This window comes from Curtobacterium flaccumfaciens, from assembly GCF_018598405.1.
In the GTDB taxonomy this organism is placed as follows: Bacteria; Actinomycetota; Actinomycetes; order Actinomycetales; family Microbacteriaceae; genus Curtobacterium; species Curtobacterium aurantiacum.
Window position 1 is genome coordinate 43,694 of record NZ_JAHEWS010000018.1, and the last position, 23,182, is coordinate 66,875.

Here is a 23,182-nt window from a genome sequence, read left to right on the forward strand (position 1 = left end):
CTCCCGTGTCAGGGGTGCCGACTACCGTTGTGCCCATGGGTGTTGCGATCGAACCGACCCGAGCGGTGCGTCCGTTCGAGGTCATCAGCGAGTACTCGCCGAGCGGCGACCAGCCCGCGGCCATCGCCGAACTCGCCGGGCGGATCAACGCCGGTGAGACCGACGTCGTGCTGCTCGGGGCGACCGGTACCGGCAAGTCGGCGACGACGGCGTGGCTCATCGAGCAGGTGCAGCGGCCGACGCTCGTGCTCGCGCACAACAAGACCCTCGCGGCGCAGCTCGCGAACGAGTTCCGCAGCCTGATGCCGAACAACGCGGTCGAGTACTTCGTCTCGTACTACGACTACTACCAGCCAGAGGCGTACGTCCCGCAGACGGACACGTTCATCGAGAAGGACTCCTCCGTCAACGCCGAGGTCGAACGCCTCCGGCACTCGACGACGAACTCGCTGCTCAGCCGTCGGGACACCGTGGTGGTGTCGACCGTGTCGTGCATCTACGGTCTCGGCACCCCTGAGCAGTACATGAACGCCTCGGTCGCGCTCCACGTCGGTCAGACGATCTCGCGCGACCAGCTCGTCCGCAAGTTCGTCGCCATGCAGTACCAGCGCAACGACGTCGACTTCGCCCGCGGCACCTTCCGTGTGCGCGGCGACACCATCGAGATCATCCCGATGTACGAAGAGCACGCGATCCGCATCGAGATGTTCGGTGACGAGATCGAAGCGCTCTCCTCGCTGCACCCCCTCACCGGCAACGTCATCGACGACCTGCCCGCCGTCTCGATCTTCCCGGCATCGCACTACGTCGCCGACACCGACGTGATGCACCGGGCGATCGTCTCCATCAAGGAAGAACTCGCGGAGCGGCTCGCCGAGCTCGAGGGCCAGGGCAAGCTGCTCGAAGCGCAGCGCCTCCGCATGCGCACGACGTTCGACATCGAGATGATGGAGCAGATCGGCTTCTGCTCCGGCATCGAGAACTACTCGCGCCACATGGACGGCCGTGGGCCGGGCGAAGCACCGCACTGCCTCATCGACTACTTCCCGGACGACTTCCTCATCGTCATCGACGAGTCGCACGTCACCGTGCCGCAGATCGGCGCGATGTACGAAGGCGACGCCTCCCGCAAGCGGACCCTCGTCGAGCACGGTTTCCGCCTGCCCAGCGCGATGGACAACCGTCCGCTGAAGTGGGAAGAGTTCCTCGAGCGCGTCGGGCAGAAGGTCTACCTGTCGGCCACCCCGGGCCGCTACGAGCTCGGTGTCACCGACAGCGTGGTGGAGCAGATCATCCGCCCGACCGGCCTGATCGACCCCGAGATCGTGGTGAAGCCGAGCGACGGCCAGATCGACGACCTGCTCGAGGAGATCAAGCAGCGCGTCGAGAAGGACGAGCGCGTCCTCGTCACGACGCTCACCAAGCGCATGGCCGAGGAGCTCACCGACTTCCTCGGGAACGCCGGCGTGCGCGTCCGGTACCTGCACTCCGACGTCGACACCCTCAAGCGCGTCGAACTGCTCACCGAGCTGCGGCAGGGCGTGTACGACGTCCTCGTGGGCATCAACCTGCTGCGTGAGGGCCTCGACCTGCCCGAGGTGTCGCTCGTCGCGATCCTCGACGCCGACAAGGAAGGCTTCCTCCGCTCGTCGACGTCCCTGATCCAGACGATCGGCCGCGCTGCCCGCAACGTCTCGGGGCAGGTGCTCATGTACGCCGACAAGATGACCGACTCGATGAAGACCGCGATCGAGGAGACCGATCGCCGTCGCGAGAAGCAGGTCGCGTACAACCTGGAGCGCGGCATCGACCCGCAGCCGCTGCGCAAGAAGATCGCCGACATCACCGAGGTGCTGCAGCGCGAGAACGACGACACGAAGGCGCTGCTGCAGGGCCGCCCCGGGACCGATGGTCGTCGGTCACCGACGCCGAACCTCAAGCGAGGGGGCATCGCCGGCGAGGGCGCCACGCAGCTCGGTGCCACCATCGCCGACCTCAACGACCAGATGCTGCAGGCAGCCGCAGAACTGAAGTTCGAGCTCGCCGCCCGCCTGCGCGACGAGGTGCAGGACCTGAAGAAGGCCCTGCGGCAGATGGAGTCCGCCGGGCATGTCAGCTGACGACCGTCGTACGGTCGTCGTCACCGGTGCGAGCGCCGGCCTCGGCTACCACGCTGCCGAGCAGCTGGCAGCGGCCGGGCACCGCGTCGTGCTCGCGACCCGTGACGGGGATCGGGCGGCGTCGGCCGAGCGCAGCATCCGCCGCCACGTCGACGGTGCGTCGCTCGCCCACGTGCACCTCGACCTCGCCGACCTCGACTCGGTCCATGCTGCCGCCGACGAGCTCGCCGTGCTCGAACCCGACGGCGTCGACGCCGTCGTCAACAACGCCGGTGTCGTCGGGTCGTCCACCCGAGGGAGCACGGCCCAGGGCACGGAGCTGCAGATCGGCACGAACCACCTCGGGCACTTCGCCTGGATCGGCCTGGTCCTGCCCCTGCTCGAACGGCGCGCCGGCCGTGTCGTGCACCTCGGGTCGATCGCCCACCGGTTCGCGCGCCTCGACCCGGTCGACCCGCTCGGGGTCGGCCGGTACTCGAACCACCGCCAGTACGCACGCAGCAAGCTCGCCGTGATGCTGTTCGGGTTCGAGCTCGCCGAACGCCTGGCCGACTCGGGTTCGTCGGTGTCGAGCGTCGTCGCGCACCCCGGTCTGTCGCTCGAGCGCCTCTCACCCGCCCGTCCGGACATCGCGCCGAGCCGTCCGGAGCCGTCGTGGATCCGTCCGCCGCAGCGGCTGGCCGCCCAGGGCAAGGACGTCGGTGCACAGCCGCTCGTGCACGCAGCCGTCGGCACCGACGTCCGTTCGGGGGAGTACTGGGGCCCGGCCGGCTGGATGCAACTGCGCGGGCCCGCAGCGGTCGTCCGCGCCGAGCCGCGGGCGCACGACCGCACCGCCGCTGCCCGGCTCTGGGCCGCCAGCGAGCAGGCCTCGGGCGTCGCGTTCGCTCTCGACGCACTCGTCTGACCCTCCCTCCCGGCCGAATGTCGGTGCGGCTTCGTAGAATCGACGGCGATGACCATCACCTCTGATCCCGGTACCTCGACGTCGGGCCGGAACGCCTTCGGCGAGCCCGCTGACCTCCACCTCCCCGGCGGCACCGCACCGCACAGCACCTCCACGCTCAGCGTGCGAGGTGCGCGCGTGCACAACCTCCGCGACGTCGACCTCGAGATCCCGCGTGACTCGCTCGTCGTCTTCACCGGGCTGTCCGGCTCCGGCAAGTCCTCGCTGGCGTTCGACACGATCTTCGCCGAGGGGCAGCGTCGGTACGTCGAGTCGCTGTCCGCGTACGCGCGCCAGTTCCTCGGCCAGGTCGACCGCCCCGACGTCGACTTCATCGAGGGGCTCTCGCCCGCGGTGTCGATCGACCAGAAGTCGACCAACCGCAACCCGCGGTCGACGGTCGGCACGATCACCGAGGTCTACGACTACATGCGTCTGCTCTGGGCGCGCATCGGGGTCCCGCACTGCCCGACCTGTGGCGAGGTGATCAGCAAGCAGACCGTGCAGCAGATCGCCGACCAGCTCATGCAGTTCGAGACCGGTACCCGGTTCCAGGTCCTGGCACCCGTCATCTCCAAGAAGAAGGGCGAGTTCGTCGACCTCTTCCAGGAACTCGCGGCGTCCGGTTACGCACGCGCGATCGTCGACGGTGAACGCATCCAGCTCAGCGACCCGCCCAAGCTGAAGAAGCAGGTCAAGCACGACATCTCGGTGATCGTCGACCGCCTGGTGGCGAGCGACGACATCCTCGGTCGTCTCACCGACTCGCTCGAGACCGCCCTGCGCCTGACCGACGGCACCGTCGGCATCGACCTGGTCGACCACGAGGGGCCAGGAGCGGTCCGGACGTACTCCGAGAACCTCTCGTGCCCGAACAACCACCCGCTGGCGCTCACCGAGATCGAGCCCCGCACGTTCTCGTTCAACGCGCCGTTCGGTGCCTGCCCCGAGTGCTCCGGCCTGGGCACCCGCATGTCGGTCGATCCCGACCTGGTGCTCGGCGACCCCGAGGCCTCGCTGCGCGACGGCGTCCTGCTGCCCTGGACGGGGACGAGCGGGCTGTACTCCTACTTCGAGAAGCTGCTCGGTGGTCTCGGCAAGGAGCTCGGCTTCTCGCTCGACACCCCGTGGAACCAGCTCGACCCGGCGGTCCAGGCCTCGATCCTGACCGGCAAGGACTTCCAGGTGTCCGTCTCCTGGCGCAACCGCTTCGGTCGCGAGATGCGGTACACGAGCGGGTTCGAGGGCGTCATGCCCTACATCGAGCGCAAGTTCGCCGAAGCCGAGTCCGACTCGCAGCGCCAGCGGTTCCAGGGGTACCTGCGCGAGGTCCCGTGCCCGGTGTGCGAGGGCACACGCCTCAAGCCCGAGGTGCTCGCGGTGACGGTCAACGACCGCAGCATCGCGGACGTCACCGACATGTCGCTCGACAACGCGTACGCGTTCATGGACGACCTGACCCTGACCGACCGTGAAGCGCACATCGCCGCGGCGGTGCTCCGCGAGATCCGTGCCCGTCTCGAGTTCCTGCTCGAGGTCGGCCTGAACTACCTCACGCTGGCGCGCGGTGCGGGTGGCCTCTCCGGCGGCGAGGCGCAGCGCATCCGCCTCGCGACACAGATCGGCTCCGGCCTGACGGGCGTGCTCTACGTCCTCGACGAGCCGAGCATCGGGCTGCACCAGCGTGACAACCGTCGCCTCATCGACACCCTGGTCAAGCTGAAGGACCTCGGCAACACGCTCATCGTCGTCGAGCACGACGAAGACACGATCCGCACGGCTGACTGGGTCGTCGACATCGGTCCGGGCGCGGGTGTGAACGGCGGCAACGTCGTGCACTCCGGTTCGTACGAGGGCATGATCGAGAACCGCGAGTCGATCACCGGCGACTACCTGGCCGGCCGACGTGCGATCGAGGTGCCTGCCGAGCGCCGCAAGGTCAACCTCAAGCGTGCCATCACGGTGCAGGGTGCCCGGGCGAACAACCTCAAGTCGATCGACGCCGACTTCCCCCTCGGTGTCTTCACGGCCGTCACCGGTGTCAGCGGCTCCGGCAAGTCGACGCTGGTGAACGACATCCTGTACAAGGTGCTGGCCAACCAGCTCAACGGCGCACGGCACATCGCGGGCAAGCACACCCGCGTCAAGGGCCTCGACCAGCTCGACAAGGTCGTGCACGTCGACCAGGCCCCGATCGGCCGCACGCCGCGATCCAACCCGGCGACCTACACGGGTGTGTTCGACCGCATCCGTCAGCTCTTCGCCGAGACGCAGGAGGCCAAGACCCGCGGCTACCAGCCCGGACGCTTCAGCTTCAACGTCAAGGGCGGCCGCTGCGAGAACTGCGCGGGCGACGGCACGATCAAGATCGAGATGAACTTCCTGCCCGACGTCTACGTCGCGTGCGAGGTCTGCGGCGGTGCGCGCTACAACCGCGAGACGCTCCAGGTGCACTACAAGGGCAAGAACATCTCCGAGGTCCTCGACATGCCGATCAGCGAGGCGGCCGAGTTCTTCGAGCCGATCTCCGCGATCCACCGCTACATGGCGACCCTCGTCGACGTCGGCCTCGGCTACGTGCGACTCGGGCAGAGCGCCACCACGCTCTCCGGCGGCGAGGCACAGCGCGTCAAGCTCGCCACCGAGCTGCAGCGTCGTTCCAACGGTCGCACGGTCTACGTGCTCGACGAGCCGACCACCGGTCTGCACTTCGAGGACGTCCGCAAGCTGCTCCTCGTGCTGCAGAGCCTGGTCGACAAGGGCAACACCGTCGTCACGATCGAGCACAACCTCGACGTGATCAAGTCCGCCGACTGGGTGATCGACATGGGCCCCGAGGGTGGTTCGGGTGGCGGCACGGTGCTCGCGACCGGCACACCGGAGCACGTGGCGACCGTGCCGGAGAGCCACACCGGCGTCTTCCTGCGCGAGATCTTCGACGCGCAGGACGCCCGGGTCGGCAAGCAGCTGGCCGTCGGCGCGCGTCAGGCCACCCAGAAGCAGGGCGCGACCAAGCAGGGCGCGACCAAGCAGGGCACGGGCAAGCAGGGCACCGGCAAGCAGAAGGCGGGTGCTCGGTAGGTGGCGGACACCGTCCCGTGGCGTCCGAAGGCGGGGGAGATCCCGACTGACCCGGGCGTCTACCGATGGCGTGACGAGGCCGGTCGGGTGCTCTACGTCGGCAAGGCGAAGAACCTCCGCGCGCGGCTGAGCAACTACTTCGCCCCGCTGCCGACGCTGCACGAGCGAACCCGGCGCATGGTCCTCACGGCCCGCAGCGTCGAGTGGACGACGGTCGGCTCCGAGATCGAGGCACTCCAGCTTGAGTACACCTGGATCAAGGAGTTCGACCCGCCGTTCAACGTCAAGTTCCGCGACGACAAGTCCTACCCGTACATGGCGGTCACCCTCGGGGACGAGGCGCCGCGGGTGATGGTGACGCGCAACCGCAAGATCAAGGGCGCGAAGTACTTCGGTCCGTACCCGAAGATCTGGGCCGTGCACGACACCATCGACCTGATGATCAAGGTGTTCCCGATCCGGACGTGTTCGGACTCCTCGTACAAGAAGGCGATGCAGACCGGGCGCCCGTGCTTCCCCGGACAGATCGGCAAGTGCGGGGGCCCGTGCTCGCAGAAGGTGACGATCGAGGAGCACCGTGCGCTCGTCGAGGAGTTCGTGCGCTTCATGAACTCCTACGATCGCCGCGTCATCACCGAACTCCGGCAGCGCATGGGGGCCTCGGCCGATGCGATGCAGTACGAGCAGGCCGCCAGGTACCGTGACCAGGTCGAGGCGCTCGAAGCCGTGCTCGAGAAGTCCGCCGTGGTCCTCCGTGACTCGGTCGACCTCGACCTGTTCGGCATCGCGGAAGACGAGCTCGCCGCCGCCGTCCAGCTGTTCTCGGTCCGTGGCGGCCGCATCCGCGGTGTCCGCGGCTGGGTGGTCGACAAGGAGCTCGACATCGCCACCGGCGACCTCGTCGAGCAGATCGTCCAGGGCGTCTACGTCACCGACGAGCCCCCGCGCGAGGTGGTCGTCCCCGAGCTGCCGGAGGACGCCGACGCACTGCAGCAGTGGCTCAGCGAGCGCCGGAGCGGGCGTGGCACCAAGCTCAGCACCGCGCAGCGCGGCGACCGAGCGGGTCTCGCCCGGACCGCCGCGCAGAACGCCGGCCAGGCGCTCATGCTCTACAAGACCAAGCGCTCCGCCGACTACACGACCCGCGCGGCCGCACTCGCGGACATCCAGGACGCCCTCGGCATGACCGAGGCGCCGCTCCGCATGGAGTGCTACGACATCTCGCACCTGCAGGGCACGAACGTCGTCGCGTCGATGGTGGTGTTCGAAGACGGCCTCCCGCGCAAGGACCAGTACCGGCGGTACTCGATCGCCGAGACCACCGACGACACCGACAGCATGTACCAGGTGCTGTCGCGCCGTCTGGCCCGGCTGGACGAGGACGCCGAGCTGCCGGACGTCCCCGACGTCACGACGGACGAGGTCGTCGAGGGGTCGAAGCCCACGAAGCGGTTCGCCTACCGCCCGCAGCTGCTCATCGTGGACGGCGGCCAGCCCCAGGTGCAGGCCGCGAAGCGTGCGATGGACGAAGCCGGAGTGCACGACATCGCCCTGGTGGGCATCGCGAAGCGTCTCGAGGAGCTCTGGCTGCCCGACGACGACTTCCCGGTCATCCTGCCCCGCAACTCCGAGGCGCTGTTCCTCATCCAGCGCATCCGTGACGAGGCGCACCGGTTCGCCATCACGCACCAGCGCAGCAAGCGCAAGCGTGACGTCCGCTCCCGGCTCTCGGAGATCCCCGGTCTGGGGCCGAGCCGTGTCAACGCGCTGCTGAAGCACTTCGGGTCGGTCGCACGGTTGCGTGAGGCCACGGCCGCGGACATCGGCGAGGTGAACGGCATCGGCCCGGCGACCGCTGCCGCGGTCGTGTCGAAGCTCGCGCAGACGCCGACGAGCGCGCCGGCGACGAGCGCGTCCAGCGCCCCTGAACCGGACGCCGACGCGATCTCGGACACCGGAACGGACGCGATCGCGGACGCCGGACCCGAGAACGCGGCCACCGAGCAGACCGCCACCCACCCGGGAGGCCCGGTGCGGGTCCCCGAGGTGACCAGCGACGGTCCGCAGCGACCGTCGTGACGGTCCCCGTGCCTCCAGGGCGAGACCGGGCGGTAGCCTGGTCCGGCAGCCGAGACCTCCCCGGGCGACGCGCCCGGGCCGCCACGACGGAGCCCACTCCCAGATGACCGACAGCGCCACCGCGACCACGCACGCGTCGCAGCACGACATCCTCATCGTCACCGGCATGTCCGGCGCCGGGCGTTCCACCGTCGGCAAGGCCCTCGAAGACCTGGGCTGGTACGTCGTCGACAACCTCCCCACGCAGATGCTGGCACCGCTGACCGAGCTCGCCGACCGTGCGGGGGAGAAGATCCCGAAGATCGCCACCGTTGTCGACGTGCGGGGCGGGCGGTTCTTCACCGACCCCGAGCACGCGGTCGAACAGGTCCGGTCCAGCACGTCCGCGCGGGTCCGGGTGCTGTTCCTCGAGGCGACCGACGCCGTGCTGGTCCGGCGCTTCGAGCAGGTCCGACGACCTCACCCGCTCCAGGGCGAGGACACCCTGCTCGACGGCATCGCACGTGAGCGGGCCCGTCTCGCCGGCCTGCGCGAGGCGTCCGACGTGGTGATCGACACGTCCGACCTGAACATCCACCAGCTCGCGAACACCGTCATCGAGCAGTTCGCCGACGAGCACTTCGTGGGTGTCCAGGTCACGCTGATGAGCTTCGGCTTCAAGTACGGGCTGCCCGCCGACGCCGACATGGTGGCCGACGTGCGGTTCCTCCCGAACCCCTACTGGGTGCCGGAACTCCGGCCCCACACCGGCCTCGACCAGCCCGTCTCGGACTACGTCCTGGCCCAGGCCGGGGCCCGTCCGTTCGTCGACCGCTACGCCTCCGTGCTCGAGCCGGTGTTCGAGGGGTACCAGCGCGAGAACAAAAGACACGCTACGATCGCCATCGGCTGTACCGGCGGGAAGCACCGCTCGGTCGCCATCGTCGCCGAGTTGGCGAACCTCCTCCGCGGGATGCCAGGCGTCGCCGTGCGTGTGAAGAACCGAGATCTCGGCCGGGAGTGACCGTCCCTCCGGCCGCTCCCACGCCCGTGCCGCCGGATCTGCGGGAACCACTGAACGAAGTTAGGAATGATGCTGTGCCGTTGACTGCCGAGGTCAAGGACGAACTGGCCAGGGTCGCCGTGAACCGCAACACGGTCCGCGCCGCCGAACTGGCCACGATCCTCCGGTTCGCAGGTGGTCTGCACGTCATCTCGGGCCGCATCGCGGTCGAGGTCGAGCTCGACACCCGGATCATCGTGCACCGGGTCCGCAAGGACCTCGCCGAGCTCTACGGGGTGCGCAGCGAGGCCTCGGTGGGGTCGTCCGCGTCCTCCCGCCGTGGCACCCGCTACCTGGTCCGTGTGCTCGAGGCGGGGGAGACCCTCGCGCGCCAGACCGGGCTGATGGACGCCCGTCGCCGCCCCGTCCGCGGGCTGCCGAACCGTCTCACCACCGGCAACCGTGAGGACCTCGCCGCCATCTGGCGCGGCGCATTCCTCGCCTCCGGCACGCTGACCGACCCGGGTCGCGCCGCAGCGCTCGAGGTCACCTGCCCCGGCAACGAGGCAGCCATGGCCCTCGTCGGTGCCGCGTCGCGCCTCGGTGTCGCCGCCAAGGGCCGCGAGGTCCGCGGGGTGCACCGGGTCGTCATCCGCGACGGCGAGGCCATCGGTCAGATGCTCACCGTCATGGGCGCCGCACGCACCACCGCCGACTGGGAGGAGATGCGCCAGCGCCGCGAGGTCCGTGCGACCGCGAACCGCCTGGTCAACTTCGACGACGCGAACCTGCGCCGTTCCGCGCAGGCCGCCGTGGCCGCCTGCGCCCGGGTCGAGCGTGCGCTCGAGATCCTCGGCGACGAGGTCCCCGACCACCTCAAGTACGCCGGCGCGCTGCGTCTGCAGCACCGCGACGCATCGCTCGACGAGCTCGGTCAGCACGCGGACCCGCCCATGACGAAGGACGCCATCGCCGGGCGCATCCGCCGCCTGCTCGCGATGGCCGACAAGCGGGCGTCGGACCTCGGCGTCCCCGGTACCGAGGCGAGCGTCCCGGAAGAGCTCGAAGGGGTCTGAGCGCGGGCTGTCGACCCTGCGGACAGGAGGCGCGGTGCCAGCTGGCACCGCGCCTCCTGTCCGTCTCCCGACCGTTCTCGGGCCCGTTCCCGGCCCGGTCGGTGACCGTCCGGACGGACCGTCATCCCGCTCGGGCACGCAGTGTCCGACTGCTAGGGTCGTTACGGCGACGTTACGGGGCGTATCGTCCACCACACGCGGACCCGCCAGGGTGCGCGACTCCCGAAAGCAGCGCCCCCTGGGCGCTCCACACCACCAGGAGATCCATTGACCGTCAAGATCGGTATCAACGGCTTCGGCCGAATCGGCCGTAACTTCTTCCGGGCCGCCCTCGCGAAGGGCTCCGACCTCGAGATCGTGGCGGTGAACGACCTCACCGACAACGCGTCGCTCGCCAACCTGCTGAAGTTCGACTCCATCACGGGCAAGCTCCCCGCGACCGTCGAGCTCGACGGCGACAACATCGTCGTCGACGGCAAGGCCATCAAGGTCCTCGCCGAGCGCGACCCCGCCAACCTCCCCTGGGGCGAGCTGGGCGTCGACATCGTCATCGAGTCGACCGGTTTCTTCACCAAGGCCGCCGATGCGCAGAAGCACATCGACGCCGGTGCCAAGAAGGTCATCATCTCCGCTCCGGCCTCGGGTGACGACGTCACCATCGTGCTCGGTGTGAACGAGGGTCAGTACGACCCGGCGAACCACCACATCATCTCGAACGCGTCCTGCACCACGAACAGCCTCGCGCCGCTCGCCAAGGTGTTCCACGACAAGTTCGGCATCGAGCGTGGCCTCATGACGACGGTGCACGCCTACACCGCCGACCAGAACCTGCAGGACGGCCCGCACAAGGACCCCCGCCGTGCCCGTGCCGCCGCGCTGAACATCGTGCCGACCTCGACCGGCGCTGCGAAGGCCATCGGCCTCGTGCTCCCCGAGCTCGCCGGCAAGCTGGACGGCTTCGCGCTGCGCGTCCCGGTCCCGACCGGCTCAATCACCGACCTCACCCTCGAGACCAAGTCCGAGGTGACCGTCGACGAGATCAACGCCGCCTACAAGGAGGCCGCAGAAGGCCCCCTCAAGGGCATCCTGCTCTACAGCGAGGACCCGCTGGTGTCGACCGACATCACCACGGACCCGCACTCCTCGATCTACGACTCCGGCCTGACCAAGGTCATCGGCGGCCTCGTGAAGATCACCTCGTGGTACGACAACGAGTGGGGCTACTCGAACCGCCTCGTCGACCTCACCGAGTACGTCGGCGAGCGTCTGTAACACATGGCCCTCCGCACCCTCGAGGACCTCGGCGACCTCGCCGGCAAGCGCGTCGTCGTCCGCTGTGACCTGAACGTTCCGCTCAAGGACGGCACGATCACGGATGACGGCCGCGTCCGCGCGTCGCTGACCACGCTGAACACCCTCGTCAACGCCGGCGCACGCGTCATCGTGATCTCGCACCTGGGCCGCCCCGACGGGGAGCCCAAGCCCGAGTTCTCGCTCGCACCGGTGGCCCAGCGGCTCTCCGAGCTGCTCGGCAAAGAGGTCACGTTCGTCGGCGAGACCGTCGGTGACGAAGCGACCGCTGCCGCCGAGGCCCTCGAGGACGGCGACGTCCTGCTGCTCGAGAACCTCCGGTTCAACCCGGAGGAGACCTCGAAGGACGCCGCCGAACGCGGGGCCTTCGCGGACCGCATCGCGGCCCTCGGTGACGCCTTCGTCTCCGACGGCTTCGGGGTCGTGCACCGCAAGCAGGCCTCGGTCTACGAACTCGCGTCCGCGCTGCCCAGTGCCGCCGGTTCGCTGATCGAGACCGAGCTCCGCGTGCTCGAGCGCCTGACCAAGGACCCGGAGCGGCCGTACACGGTCGTGCTCGGTGGCTCGAAGGTCAGCGACAAGCTCGGTGTCATCGACCACATCCTGCCGAAGGTCGACACCCTCTGCATCGGTGGCGGCATGCTCTTCACCTTCCTCGCGGCCCAGGGCCACGGGGTGGCGAAGTCCCTGCTCGAGGCCGACCAGCTCGACGTCGTCCGCGAGTACCTCTCGCGGGCGAAGGAGCTCGGCGTCACCATCGACCTGCCGACCGACGTCGTGGTGGCCTCCGGCTTCGCGGCCGACGCCGACCACGAGACCGTCGCGGCCGACGCGATCGAGTCCTCCTCGTTCGGTACGGACGGCATCGGCCTCGACATCGGCCCGGAGACCGCCGCGCGGTTCGCCTCGGCCGTCTCGGGTTCGAAGACCGTGTTCTGGAACGGCCCGATGGGCGTGTTCGAGTTCCCGGCCTTCGCCGCCGGCACGAAGACCGTCGCCCAGGCGCTGACCGAGGTCGACGGCCTCGGCGTCGTCGGTGGTGGCGACTCCGCTGCCGCCGTGCGCTCGCTCGGGTTCTCGGACGACAGGTTCGGGCACATCTCGACCGGCGGCGGCGCGAGCCTCGAGTTCCTCGAGGGCAAGTCGCTGCCCGGTCTCGAAGCACTGGGGTGGACCGCATGACCCGTACTCCTCTGATCGCCGGCAACTGGAAGATGAACCTGGACCATCTCCAGGCCATCGCCACCGTGCAGAAGCTCGCGTGGACGCTCAAGGACGCCCGGCACGACTTCGACGACGTCGAGGTCGCGGTCTTCCCCCCGTTCACCGACCTGCGGAGCGTGCAGACGCTCATCTCGGCCGACAAGCTGCCGATCCGCTTCGGCGCCCAGGACCTGTCGCAGTACGACTCCGGTGCCTACACCGGCGACGTCTCCGGTGCGTTCCTGGCGGCGCTCGACGCCCAGTACGTCATCGTCGGACACTCCGAGCGGCGCACGCTGCACGGTGAGACCGACGAGGTCGTCGCGGCGAAGACCGGCGCGGCCGTCAAGCACGGTCTCGTGCCGGTGGTCTGTGTCGGCGAGACCGGTGCGCAGCGTGAGGAGCGCGGCCCCGGTGTCGTGCCGGTCGAGCAGCTCCGCGTCGTGCTCGACGCGGTCAAGCCCGCCGAGATCGTCGTCGCGTACGAGCCCGTCTGGGCCATCGGTTCCGGCCAGGCGGCCACGGCCGAGCAGGCGCAGGACGAGTGTGCGGCCATCCGTCGCGGGATCGCCGCGGCCTGGGGCGACCAGGCCGCTGCCGACACCCGCGTGCTCTACGGCGGCTCGGTGAAGTCCGGCAACATCGCGGGGTTCCTCCGCGAGCCGGACATCGACGGTGCCCTCGTCGGCGGCGCCTCCCTCGACGTGCAGGAGTTCGCGGCGATCGCCCGGTTCCGGCAGCACGTCGGGCTGTAGCCCCCACGAGTTGGAGCCGGGTGCCGGCTGCAGTTCTGCACCACTCCGGTCCGTGTACCGGCCGTGCTCCGCGCGGCCGGTACACTGGTACGGCTGACTGACACGAAAGGTACGTCGTGGCGATACTCTCCGTCGTGCTGCAGGTCCTGCTCGCAATCACGAGCCTCCTGCTCACGCTCCTCATCCTGCTGCACAAGGGCCGCGGTGGTGGCCTCTCCGACATGTTCGGCGGTGGGGTCACGAGCAACCTCGGTGCGTCCGGCGTGGCCGAGCGCAACCTCAACCGCATCACGGTGATCCTCGGTCTGGTCTGGATCGTGTCCATCATCGTGCTCGGTCTCATCAACAAGTTCACGGCGGGGGTCTGATCCATGGCAAGCGGAGGCAGTGCAATCCGAGGGTCTCGCGTCGGCGCGGGCCCGATGGGGGAGCAGGACCGTGGGGTCCAGGCAGAACGTGTGGCGATCTCGTACTGGGATGCCCTCGGCAACGAGGTCGTGCGGTACTTCGCCGCCAACCTGCCGGAAGAAGAGATCCCCGAGACGGTGGACTCGCCGTCGAGCGGTCTCCCGGCTGGGCGCGACAAGGAGAACCCGCCCGTGGTCTCCAAGACGGAGCCCTACAAGACGCACCTCGCGTACGTGAAGGAACGTCGCACCGAGGAAGAGGCAGCGCAGCTCCTCGAAGACGCGCTCCAGCAGCTCCGCGAGCGTCGCGGCACCGCGGCCAAGAAGGCGTAGCGCACACACACTGACGAAAGGCCCTCGCACCGATGGTGCGGGGCCTTCGTGCGTCGCGGCAGGGTCTCGAGATCCATGGCACGCCACGTGCGCCCCGCCGAGGTTCCACGACATGCCGCGCACATCCCGCCGAGGTTCCGCGGCCCGCCGGAGCGAGGGCCGAGATGCGGAGATTTCGGAACCTGGGGCGACGGGGGCGGGGCGTGCGGTGGGCGCGACCACCGACAGACGGGAGGCCCGGTGCCAGCTGGCACCGGGCCTCCCGTCTGTCTGGAACGCGCGTCTAGTACGTCGACGCGATGAGGTTCTCGGGGACGTCGCGTGCGGCGTCCTGGTCCACGAAGAAGACGGTGCGCTTGCGGCCCTGCACGCCGCCGACCGGGACGTCGTCGACGGACGCGCCGGCGAGGGCGAGGCCGAGGACCGAGGCCTTCTCGGCGCCGGAGAGGATGACCCAGACACGCTGCGAGGCGTTGACCACCGGGAAGGTGACGGTCAGGCGCTGCGGCGGCGGCTTGGGGGAGTCGTCCACCGACACGACGGCGCGGTCGGTGACGGTGAGCTGCGGGAACTCCGGGAAGAGCGACGCGGTGTGCCCGTCGGGGCCGACACCGAGCAGCGTGATGTCGAAGCGCGGGGCGACGGCCCCCTCGGGAGCGGCCTCCTGCAGCTCGCGCTCGTACTGCGTCGCCGCTGCCTCGATGTCGAGGGGCCCGTCCGACGCGGGCATCGGGTGGATGTTCGCCGCCGGGATGTCGACGTGGTCGAAGAAGTCGGTCTGCGTGCCGGTGGTGTTGCGGTCGGCGTCGTCGGACGGCACCCAGCGCTCGTCGACCCACCAGACGTGCACCTTTGACCAGTCGACGCTCTCGCGGGCCGGCGACTGGCCGATCGCGGCGAGGACGAGGGAGGAGACCGAGCCACCGCTGATCGCGATGTCGGCACGCTCCTGCTCGTCGAGCACGTCGATGATCTTGGTGATGAAGCGTGCGGCGACCGAAGCGCCGAGGGCCTGCTTGTCCGGGTGCACGAGCACCCGCCGTTCGTTGGTCACGTGACTCCCGTGTTCGTGGCGGCCGACCGGTCGTCCGACCGCCTTCGGTCCGGTCGGGCCACCTGCACCAGACAGGCGGCCCGACCGTGTGGGGTGTGGATCAGCGGGCGATGGTCTCGCGCAGCTGGGGCACCCCGTGCTTGACGACGTCTCCGAAGAGGACGTCCGGGTCGAGTCTACGGAGTTCCTCGGCCAGGCAGTCGCGCAGGTTGCGGCGTGGCAGCGACAGGTCGTGCGTCGGCTGCCCGGGCATCGAGAGCGTCGCGACGTCCACCAGGGACCGCTCGAGCTCGATGGTGCCGGAATCCCGCACGAGCTTGACGCCGTGGATGCCACTGGACCCCGTCGCGCGGGGCGACGTGACGACGGACACCGGCACCTTGAGCTGCAGCTGCAGCCAGGCGGCGAGGAGGATCGTCGACGGGCTGTCCGACGCTCCGGAGACCTCCACCGCGGTGATCGGCTCGTACGGCGGCTGGTCGAGCGCCGCGGCGAGCTGGTTCCGCCACAGCGTCAGACGGGTCCACGCGAAGTCGGTGTCACCCGGCACGTACGAGGCTCCGAGCGCCTCGATCGCACCGTTCGGGTCCCGCTGCGCGGCCGCGTCGGTGATCCGGCGCTGGGCGATGCGACCCAGGGCCGACGCCGCGGGCTGCTCCGGAGCGATCTGCGGCCACCAGGCCACGACGGGCGCGTCCGGCAGCAGGAGGCCGGTGACCAGGCTCTCCTCGTCGGTCGCGGTCTCACCGTACGCGCGGAGGACGATGACCTCACTGGCCCCGGCGTCGCTGCCGACGCGGATCTGCGCGTCGAGGCGACCGGGGGACTTCGTGTCCCCGCTGTTCTTCGACACGATGATGACGCGCATCGGGTGCTCGCGGGACGCCTCGTTCGCGGCCTCGATCGCCTCTTCCTCGTGGCCGAGGGCCGTCGAGATGATGAGGGTCAGCACACGGCCGAGGGCGACGGCGCCGCCCTCTTCGCGGATGCGGACGAGCTTCTTCTGGATCTTCGACACCGTGGTGTCGGGCATGTCGATCTTCACGGACGCCTCCAGGTCCGACCGTCGCGGGCGAGCAGGGCGTCGGCGGATGCCGGACCCCACGTGCCGGGACGGTACTGCTCGGGCTGGCCCTGCGTGGCCCAGAACTCCTCGATCGGGTCGAGGATCTTCCAGGACAGCTCGACCTCCTGGTGCCGCGGGAACAGCGGCGGGTCACCGAGGAGCACGTCGAGGATGAGTCGCTCGTACGCCTCGGGGGATGCTTCGGTGAACGCGTGGCCGTAGCCGAAGTCCATCGTCACGTCGCGCACCTGGGTGCCGACGCCGGGGACCTTCGAGCCGAAGCGGAGCGTGACCCCCTCGTCCGGCTGGACGCGGATCACGAGTGCGTTCTGGCCGAGCGGGGACTGCGAGTTGCCGTACACGTCCTCGGGGACGCGCTTGAACACGATCGCGATCTCGGTCACACGACGGCCGAGGCGCTTGCCGGCGCGCAGGTAGAACGGCACGCCCTGCCAACGCCGGGTCGCGATGTCGAGCTTGATGGCCGCGTACGTCTCGGTGCCGGACTCGGGGTCCATGCCGCCTTCCTCGAGGAAGCCGAGCACCTTCTCGCCGCCCTGCCAGCCGCCCGCGTACTGGCCACGGGCGGTCGCGGTCGACAGGTCCTCGGGCAGTCGCACGGCGGAGAGCACCTTCTCCTTCTCGGCGCGGAGGTCCGCGGCCTTGAACGAGACGGGTTCCTCCATCGCGGTGAGCGCGAGGAGCTGCAGGAGGTGGTTCTGGATGACGTCGCGCGCCGCACCGATGCCGTCGTAGTACGCGGCACGTCCGGCGACGCCGATGTCCTCCGCCATCGTGATCTGCACGTGGTCGACGTAGTTCGAGTTCCAGATGGGTTCGTACATCTGGTTCGCGAACCGGAGCGTCAGGAGGTTCTGGACGGTCTCCTTGCCGAGGTAGTGGTCGATACGGAACACGTCGTCGGGCGCGAAGACGCTCTCGACGATCGCATTGAGCTCGCGCGCGGTGCGGAGGTCGGAACCGAACGGCTTCTCGACGACCACGCGGCTCCAGGAGCCCTCGCGCTTCTCGGTCAGCCCGGACAGCTTGAGCTGCTCGGTGACGACCGGGAACATCTTCGGCGGGATGGACAGGTAGAACGCGTGGTTGCCCAGCGTCCCGCGCTCGGCGTCGAGGTCGTCGACGGTGCGCTTGAGCTCGCGGAACGCCTCGGGGTCGTCGAACGAGCCCTGCACGAAGCGGATGCCCTGTTCGAGCTGACGCCAGACGTCCTCGTCGAACGGGGTGCGCGAGTGTTCCTTGACGGCGTCGTGCACGAGCTGGGAGAAGTCTTGGTCCTCCCAGTCGCGACGGGCGAACCCGACGAGCGCGAACCCCGGGGGCAGCAGCCCCCGGTTGGCCAGGTCGTAGACCGCGGGCATCAGCTTCTTGCGTGACAGGTCGCCCGTCACGCCGAAGATGATGAGCGTGCTCGGTCCCGCGATCCGGTTCAGTCGACGATCCGTCGGCAGCCGGAGCGGGTTGTGCTCCGGGGTGATTGCCACCGGTGACATGAGTCGGTGAACTCCTTACGAGTCAGTGGGAGACGGCGGACGTGATCGCCGCGGTGGCGGCGTGGACGTCCGACGTCGTGAGGGTGAGGACCGGCCGGCGGTGCTCGGCGAGGACACTCGCGTCGCCGGCGGCCTGGGCCTGGAGGAGCTGCCCGAACGTGAACGGCCGGCCCGGGATCGCCAGGTCGTCCGCTTCGTCGGCCACGATCTGCAGGAACACTCCCGTGGCGGGGCCGCCCTTGTGGTACTGGCCGGTCGAGTGCAGGAACCGCGGGCCGTACCCGAAGGTGACGGGGCGCTCGGTGCGCGCCGCGATCGCGTCGCGCAGCGATTCGAGGTCGCCGTTCGCGGTGCGGTCGACGTACGCCTGCACCGACACGTAGCCGGTCGGGTCGAGTGCGGACAGGAGGCCCGACACGGCTTCTGCGAGCGAGGTCCCGACCGCGAGCCCGGGGGTCGCGCGGACGGCGATGCCGTCCTCGGTGAACGCCGGCTCCGCGGGCGCGGGACGGTCGTCGAGCAGTGCGCGGGTCGCGACCTTGGCGGCCTCGACGTCGGGCTGGTCGAACGGGTTGATCCCGAGCAGTCGACCGGCGACGGCGACGGCGTACTCCCAGACGAGGATCTGGCCACCGAGGGTTCCGGTGATCTCGACCTCGCCCTCGGCCACGTGGCGCTCGTCCTCGCGCGAACCGACCAGGCGGATGACCTGGACGTCGGGCAGGGCGGCGGTGAGCTCGGGGGAGTCGGTGTGCAGCACGACGGGCAGCAGGCCGCGACCGTCCTTGCCGGTGGACTCGGCGATCAGCTGCTCGACCCAGTCGCCGAAGCCGACGATGTGGGTTCCGTCGGCCACGATCGCGATCTTGTCGCGCAGCGGTTCGGTGCCGGCGAGGACCGCTCCGAGCACGAGCCCGGGGTTCTCGTCCAGGTCGACCGAGAGCAGCGCGGAGATGGCGTCGGCTTCGTCGAGGAGCTCCGCGATGTCCGCACCCGCGAGCCCGGACGGCACGAGGCCGAAGGCGGTCAGCGCGGAGTAACGGCCGCCGACGGTCGGGTCGGCGGTGAAGACGCGGTAGCCGGCGTCGACCGCTGCGGCCTCGAGCGCGGAGCCCGGGTCGGTGACGACGACGATGCGGCGGGCCGGGTCGATGCCGGCGTCGCGGAAGGCCTGCTCGTAGACGCGGCGCTGCGAGTCGGTCTCCAGTGTGGAGCCGGACTTCGACGACACGACGAGCACGGTGCGCTCGAGGTCGGTCGAGACGGCGGCACGGACCTGCGCCGGGTCGGTCGAGTCGAGGACCGTGAGCGGCACCCCGGCGGTGCGGGTGATGACCTCGGGCGCGAGGGACGAGCCGCCCATGCCGGCGAGGACGACGTGGTCGACCCCTTCGGCACGGAGCGACTCGCGGAGCGCGGCGACCTCGGCGACGAGCGGGCGGGAGACCGAGACGGCCTCCACCCAGCCGAGGCGCTTCGACGCCTCGGCCTCGGCGTCGGTTCCCCACAGATCGGCGTCCTGGGCGGTGATGCCCGAGGCCACCAGGTCAGCGACGAGCCGCGGGACCACCTGTTCGATGGCCCGCGCGGCATCGCCGCTGGCTGCGATGGAAACCGTCACTACTTGGCGCCCTCGAGCGCGTTCTTCACGGTGTCGACGAGCTCGCCCCAGGAGACGTTGAACTTGTCCACGCCCTCCTTCTCGAGCAGTGCGACGACTTCGTCGTAGTCGACGCCCTGCGCGGCGAGCTGGTCGAGGACCTGCTGGGCCTGGTCGAACGTGCCGGCGATGGCGTCGCCGTGGATCTCACCGTGGTCGAACGTGGCGTCGAGCGTCTTGCCCGGCATCGTGTTGACGGTGTTCGGGGCGGCGAGCTCGGTCACGTAGAGCGTGTCGGGCAGCGACGGGTCCTTGACACCGGTCGAGGCCCAGAGCGGACGCTGCGTGTTGGCACCGGACTCGAGCAGGCCGAGGGCGCGCTCGGAGGCGAACGCCTCGGTCCAGACCTGGTAGGCGAGCTGCGCGTTGGCGATGCCGGCCTTCGACTTGAGGGCCTTGGCCTCGTCGGTGCCGACGGCGTCGAGACGCTTGTCGATCTCGGAGTCGACGCGCGAGACGAAGAACGAGGCGACCGAGTGGATCTTCGAGAGGTCGTGGCCGGCGGCCTTGGCCTTCTCGAGGCCACCGAGGTAGGCGTCGATGACGGCGCGGTAGCGCTCGAGCGAGAAGATCAGGGTGACGTTGACGGAGATGCCGGCGCCGATGACCTCGGTGATCGCCTCGAGGCCCTCGAGCGTCGCGGGGATCTTGATGAGGACGTTCTCCTTGCCGACCTTCTCGAACAGGAACTTCGCCTGCTCGATGGTCTTGGCGGTGTCGTGCGCGAGGCCCGGCTCCACCTCGATCGAGACGCGGCCGTCGAAGCCCTTGGTCTCGTCGTAGATCGGCTTGAAGACGTCGGAGGCGTTCGCGACGTCCTGCGTGGTGATCTCGAAGATCGCCTCGGTGACCTCGGTGCCCGCAGCGGCGAGCTCCTTGACCTGGGCGTCGTAGCGCTCACCCTTGGCGAGGGCCGACGCGAAGATCGTCGGGTTGGTCGTCACACCGACGACGTTCTTCTGCTCGATGAGCTCGGTGAGCTTGCCGGTCTCGAGGAGCTCGCGGGAGAGGTCGTCGAGCCAGATGCTCACGCCGACCGCGGAGAGGGCGGCGGTGGGGGTGTTGTCAGCCATGTGTTTCTCTTCTTCTTTCATCGACGGGTCCGTGGGGACCGTGAGTCGGGGTCTTGGGGGACGGGAGGCCCGTGGCGGAACCGAGCCGGGCCTCCCGGAAGAAGGGCCGGATCCGGCAAACCGGACCCGGCCCTCGCAGGTCAGGAAGCTGCGATCGATTCCTTCGCGGCGGCCACGACGTGCTCCGTCGTGAAGCCGAACTCCTTGAAGAGCGTCTGGTAGTCGGCCGAGGCACCGAAGTGCTCGATCGATACGCTGCGGCCCTTGTCGCCGACGATGTCGCGCCAGCTCATGGCGATGCCGGCCTCGACCGACACGCGAGCGGTGACGTCCTTCGGGAGCACCTGGTCCTGGTAGTTCTCGGACTGGGCGCGGAACCACTCGATCGACGGGGCGCTCACGACGCGGGCGTTGATGCCCTCGGCCTTGAGCTGCTCGCGAGCCTCGACCGCGATCTGGACCTCGGAACCGGTCGCGATGAGGATGACGTCCGGGGTGCCGTTCGGTGCCTCGGCCAGGATGTACGCACCCTTGGCGACGTTCTTCGCTGAGGCGAAGACCTCGCCGGAAGCGTCACCCTCGCCACGCTCGAACACGGGGAGGTTCTGACGGCTCAGCGCGATGCCCGCCGGGCGGTCCGTGTGCTTGAGCATCTCGAGCCACGCGTACGCGACCTCGTTGGCGTCGGCGGGGCGGACCACGTCGAGACCCGGGATCGCACGGAGCGACGAGACCTGCTCGATCGGCTGGTGCGTCGGGCCGTCCTCGCCGAGGGCGACGGAGTCGTGGGTCCAGACGTAGATCGCCGGCGCCTGCATGAGCGCGGCGAGACGGACCGCCGGACGCATGTAGTCGCTGAAGATCAGGAACGTGCCGCCGAAGGGGCGGGTGTTCCCGTGCAGGACGATGCCGTTGAGGATCGAGCCCATGGCGTGCTCGCGGATGCCGAAGTGCAGCACGCGGCCGTACGGGTCGGTGCTCCAGGTCGACGTCGAGGCCTCGGCCGGACCGAAGGACTTGGCGCCCTCGATCGTGGTGAGGTTCGACTCGGCGAGGTCGGCCGAACCGCCCCAGAACTCGGGCATCAGCGGCGCGATGGCGTTGATGACCTTGCCGGAAGCGGCACGGGTCGAGACGGCCTTGTCCGTCGGGAAGACCGGGAGCGCTGCTTCGAGGCCCTCCGGGAGCTCCTTCGACTGCACACGGTCGAACAGGGCCTTCTTGTCGGCGTTGGCCGCGGCCCACGCGTCGAAGGACTTCTGCCACTCGGCGTGCTCGGCCTGGCCCTTGGCGACGGCGCCGCGGGTGTACTCGAGGACCTCGGGGGCGACCTCGAAGGTCTTGTCGGTGTCGAAGCCGAGGACCTCCTTGAGGCCCTTGATCTCGTCGGCGCCGAGCGCCGAACCGTGGATCTTGCCCGAGTTCTGCTTGGTCGGCGACGGCCAGCCGATGATCGTCTTGAGGACGATGAGCGACGGCTTGTCGGTGACCTGCTTGGCGGCCTCGATCGCGGCGTGGAGCTCCTCGGCGTCTTCCGAGTACTCGCCGTTCTTCTTCCAGTCGACGATCTGGACGTGCCAGCCGAGCGCCTCGTAGCGCTCGGGGACGCTCTCGGAGAACGCGATGTCGGTGTTGTCCTCGATCGAGATCTGGTTCGAGTCGTAGAACGCGATGAGGTTGCCGAGCTGCTGACGGCCGGCGAGCGAGCCCGCCTCGTTCGTCACGCCCTCCTGCATGTCACCGTCGCCGGCGATCACGTAGGTGAAGTGGTCGAACGGCGACTGACCGGCCGGGGTCTCCGGGTCGAACAGGCCGCGCTCGAAGCGCTGGGCGTAGGCGAAGCCGACCGAGGACGCGAGGCCCTGGCCGAGCGGGCCGGTGGTGATCTCGACACCGTCGGTGTGGCCGTACTCCGGGTGACCCGGGGTCTTCGAGCCCCACTTGCGCAGGTGCTGCAGGTCCTCGAGCTCGAGGCCGTAGCCGTGCAGGTAGAACTGCACGTACTGGAGGATCGAGGCGTGACCGGCGGAGAGGATGAAGCGGTCGCGGCCGATCCAGGTGGCGTCGCTGGGGTCGCGACGCATCACCTTCTGGAAGAGCAGGTGGGCGAGCGGAGCGAGGCTCATCGCGGTGCCGGGGTGACCGTTGCCGGCGGCCTCGACCGAGTCGGCGGCGAGAACGCGGGCCGTGTCGACGGCCTTCCGGTCGATGGCGTCCCAGGTGAATTCAGCCACTTGGATGTTGACCCTTCTTGATGCGACATGTGCGAGGGCTCGTGCCATCGCACGGACATGTGGCCATCCCGGGGCCGAGTCGTGTCGCCGTCTGACGGCGGCCGACCGGCTCATCGCGGCCGACGTCATCGGGGCGCGCACTGCGGGAGGGCGTGTCCAGCATAGTGACCCGGTACTCAGAAGGGGTTCAGGTGACCCCCGATGTTCACGCCGGGGTGGACGTCGACGGGCGATCCGGGCGTGTCGGACGCGTCCGGATCACGCCGGGATGTCGGAGCGGGGCACCGT

Annotated in this window: 17 protein-coding genes; 11 read left to right on the top strand and 6 right to left on the bottom strand. The window is 69.4% G+C overall.

The window, feature by feature from the left end:
* The first annotated feature begins 47 nt into the window (after positions 1–47).
* The 11 genes from uvrB (at position 48) to KK097_RS12235 (ending at position 14,293) form a co-directional block, all read left to right on the top strand.
* The gene (gene uvrB / locus KK097_RS12185) at positions 48–2,120 is read left to right on the top strand and encodes an excinuclease ABC subunit UvrB (protein WP_307858388.1); all 2,073 of its coding nucleotides are present in this window, start codon (positions 48–50) and stop codon (positions 2,118–2,120) included.
* Positions 2,110–3,027, top strand: coding sequence for an SDR family NAD(P)-dependent oxidoreductase (locus KK097_RS12190; protein ID WP_214544984.1), 918 nt, complete (start codon positions 2,110–2,112; stop codon positions 3,025–3,027). The genes uvrB and KK097_RS12190 overlap by 11 nt, the downstream gene beginning before the upstream one ends.
* Positions 3,028–3,075: 48 nt before the next feature.
* Positions 3,076–6,147, top strand: coding sequence for an excinuclease ABC subunit UvrA (uvrA, locus tag KK097_RS12195; RefSeq protein ID WP_214544986.1), 3,072 nt, complete (start codon positions 3,076–3,078; stop codon positions 6,145–6,147).
* Positions 6,148–8,226 carry an excinuclease ABC subunit UvrC gene (gene uvrC, locus KK097_RS12200; protein WP_214544987.1) on the top strand — a complete coding sequence of 693 codons (2,079 nt, stop codon included), beginning with the start codon at positions 6,148–6,150 and terminating at the stop codon, positions 8,224–8,226.
* A 103-nt stretch (positions 8,227–8,329) separates the two neighbouring features.
* Positions 8,330–9,229 carry an RNase adapter RapZ gene (rapZ, locus tag KK097_RS12205; RefSeq protein ID WP_214529742.1) on the top strand — a complete coding sequence of 300 codons (900 nt, stop codon included), beginning with the start codon at positions 8,330–8,332 and terminating at the stop codon, positions 9,227–9,229.
* A gap of 74 nt (positions 9,230–9,303) precedes the next feature.
* A complete protein-coding gene (gene whiA / locus KK097_RS12210; protein ID WP_214529741.1) occupies positions 9,304–10,284 on the top strand; it encodes a DNA-binding protein WhiA in 981 nt (326 codons plus the stop codon).
* 267 nt (positions 10,285–10,551) lie between these two features.
* On the top strand, positions 10,552–11,556 hold the full coding sequence (gap, locus tag KK097_RS12215) for a type I glyceraldehyde-3-phosphate dehydrogenase (RefSeq protein WP_027465689.1): 1,005 nt from the start codon (positions 10,552–10,554) through the stop codon (positions 11,554–11,556).
* A gap of 3 nt (positions 11,557–11,559) precedes the next feature.
* The gene (locus KK097_RS12220) at positions 11,560–12,777 is read left to right on the top strand and encodes a phosphoglycerate kinase (protein WP_214544989.1); all 1,218 of its coding nucleotides are present in this window, start codon (positions 11,560–11,562) and stop codon (positions 12,775–12,777) included.
* Positions 12,774–13,553, top strand: a complete 780-nt coding sequence (tpiA, locus tag KK097_RS12225; RefSeq protein WP_214544991.1) for a triose-phosphate isomerase — start codon at positions 12,774–12,776, stop codon at positions 13,551–13,553. Before KK097_RS12220 ends, tpiA begins: the two co-directional genes overlap by 4 nt.
* A 116-nt stretch (positions 13,554–13,669) precedes the next feature.
* Positions 13,670–13,921: a preprotein translocase subunit SecG gene (gene secG / locus KK097_RS12230; RefSeq protein WP_017887256.1), complete on the top strand. Its 252-nt coding sequence runs from the start codon at positions 13,670–13,672 to the stop codon at positions 13,919–13,921.
* A gap of 3 nt (positions 13,922–13,924) precedes the next feature.
* The gene (locus KK097_RS12235; RefSeq protein ID WP_214529738.1) at positions 13,925–14,293 is read left to right on the top strand and encodes an RNA polymerase-binding protein RbpA; all 369 of its coding nucleotides are present in this window, start codon (positions 13,925–13,927) and stop codon (positions 14,291–14,293) included.
* A gap of 283 nt (positions 14,294–14,576) precedes the next feature.
* On the opposite strand, the gene pgl is transcribed toward KK097_RS12235, so the two are convergent.
* From pgl to tkt, 6 genes are all read right to left on the bottom strand, one after another.
* Positions 14,577–15,347 (bottom strand): 6-phosphogluconolactonase, encoded by a 771-nt coding sequence (pgl, locus tag KK097_RS12240; protein ID WP_214544993.1) that lies wholly within the window; start codon positions 15,345–15,347, stop codon positions 14,577–14,579.
* A gap of 100 nt (positions 15,348–15,447) precedes the next feature.
* Positions 15,448–16,392, bottom strand: a complete 945-nt coding sequence (locus KK097_RS12245) for a glucose-6-phosphate dehydrogenase assembly protein OpcA (RefSeq protein ID WP_214544995.1) — start codon at positions 16,390–16,392, stop codon at positions 15,448–15,450.
* Positions 16,389–17,927: a glucose-6-phosphate dehydrogenase gene (gene zwf, locus KK097_RS12250; RefSeq protein ID WP_017887260.1), complete on the bottom strand. Its 1,539-nt coding sequence runs from the start codon at positions 17,925–17,927 to the stop codon at positions 16,389–16,391. Before zwf ends, KK097_RS12245 begins: the two co-directional genes overlap by 4 nt.
* A gap of 22 nt (positions 17,928–17,949) precedes the next feature.
* A complete protein-coding gene (locus tag KK097_RS12255; RefSeq protein WP_214529735.1) occupies positions 17,950–19,548 on the bottom strand; it encodes a phosphoglucose isomerase-related protein in 1,599 nt (532 codons plus the stop codon).
* The gene (gene tal, locus KK097_RS12260; protein ID WP_214529734.1) at positions 19,548–20,660 is read right to left on the bottom strand and encodes a transaldolase; all 1,113 of its coding nucleotides are present in this window, start codon (positions 20,658–20,660) and stop codon (positions 19,548–19,550) included. Before tal ends, KK097_RS12255 begins: the two co-directional genes overlap by 1 nt.
* Before the next feature lie 140 nt (positions 20,661–20,800).
* A complete protein-coding gene (gene tkt / locus KK097_RS12265) occupies positions 20,801–22,894 on the bottom strand; it encodes a transketolase (protein WP_214544997.1) in 2,094 nt (697 codons plus the stop codon).
* Positions 22,895–23,182: the final 288 nt, after the last annotated feature.

Coding starts and splice junctions, on each gene's coding strand:
- tal (WP_214529734.1), bottom strand. CDS start 20,660: ATGGCTGACAACACCCCCACCGCCGCCCTCTCCGCGGTCGGCGTGAGC.
- rapZ (WP_214529742.1), top strand. CDS start 8,330: ATGACCGACAGCGCCACCGCGACCACGCACGCGTCGCAGCACGACATC.
- zwf (WP_017887260.1), bottom strand. CDS start 17,927: ATGTCACCGGTGGCAATCACCCCGGAGCACAACCCGCTCCGGCTGCCG.
- tpiA (WP_214544991.1), top strand. CDS start 12,774: ATGACCCGTACTCCTCTGATCGCCGGCAACTGGAAGATGAACCTGGAC.
- KK097_RS12190 (WP_214544984.1), top strand. CDS start 2,110: ATGTCAGCTGACGACCGTCGTACGGTCGTCGTCACCGGTGCGAGCGCC.
- uvrA (WP_214544986.1), top strand. CDS start 3,076: ATGACCATCACCTCTGATCCCGGTACCTCGACGTCGGGCCGGAACGCC.
- KK097_RS12235 (WP_214529738.1), top strand. CDS start 13,925: ATGGCAAGCGGAGGCAGTGCAATCCGAGGGTCTCGCGTCGGCGCGGGC.
- KK097_RS12220 (WP_214544989.1), top strand. CDS start 11,560: ATGGCCCTCCGCACCCTCGAGGACCTCGGCGACCTCGCCGGCAAGCGC.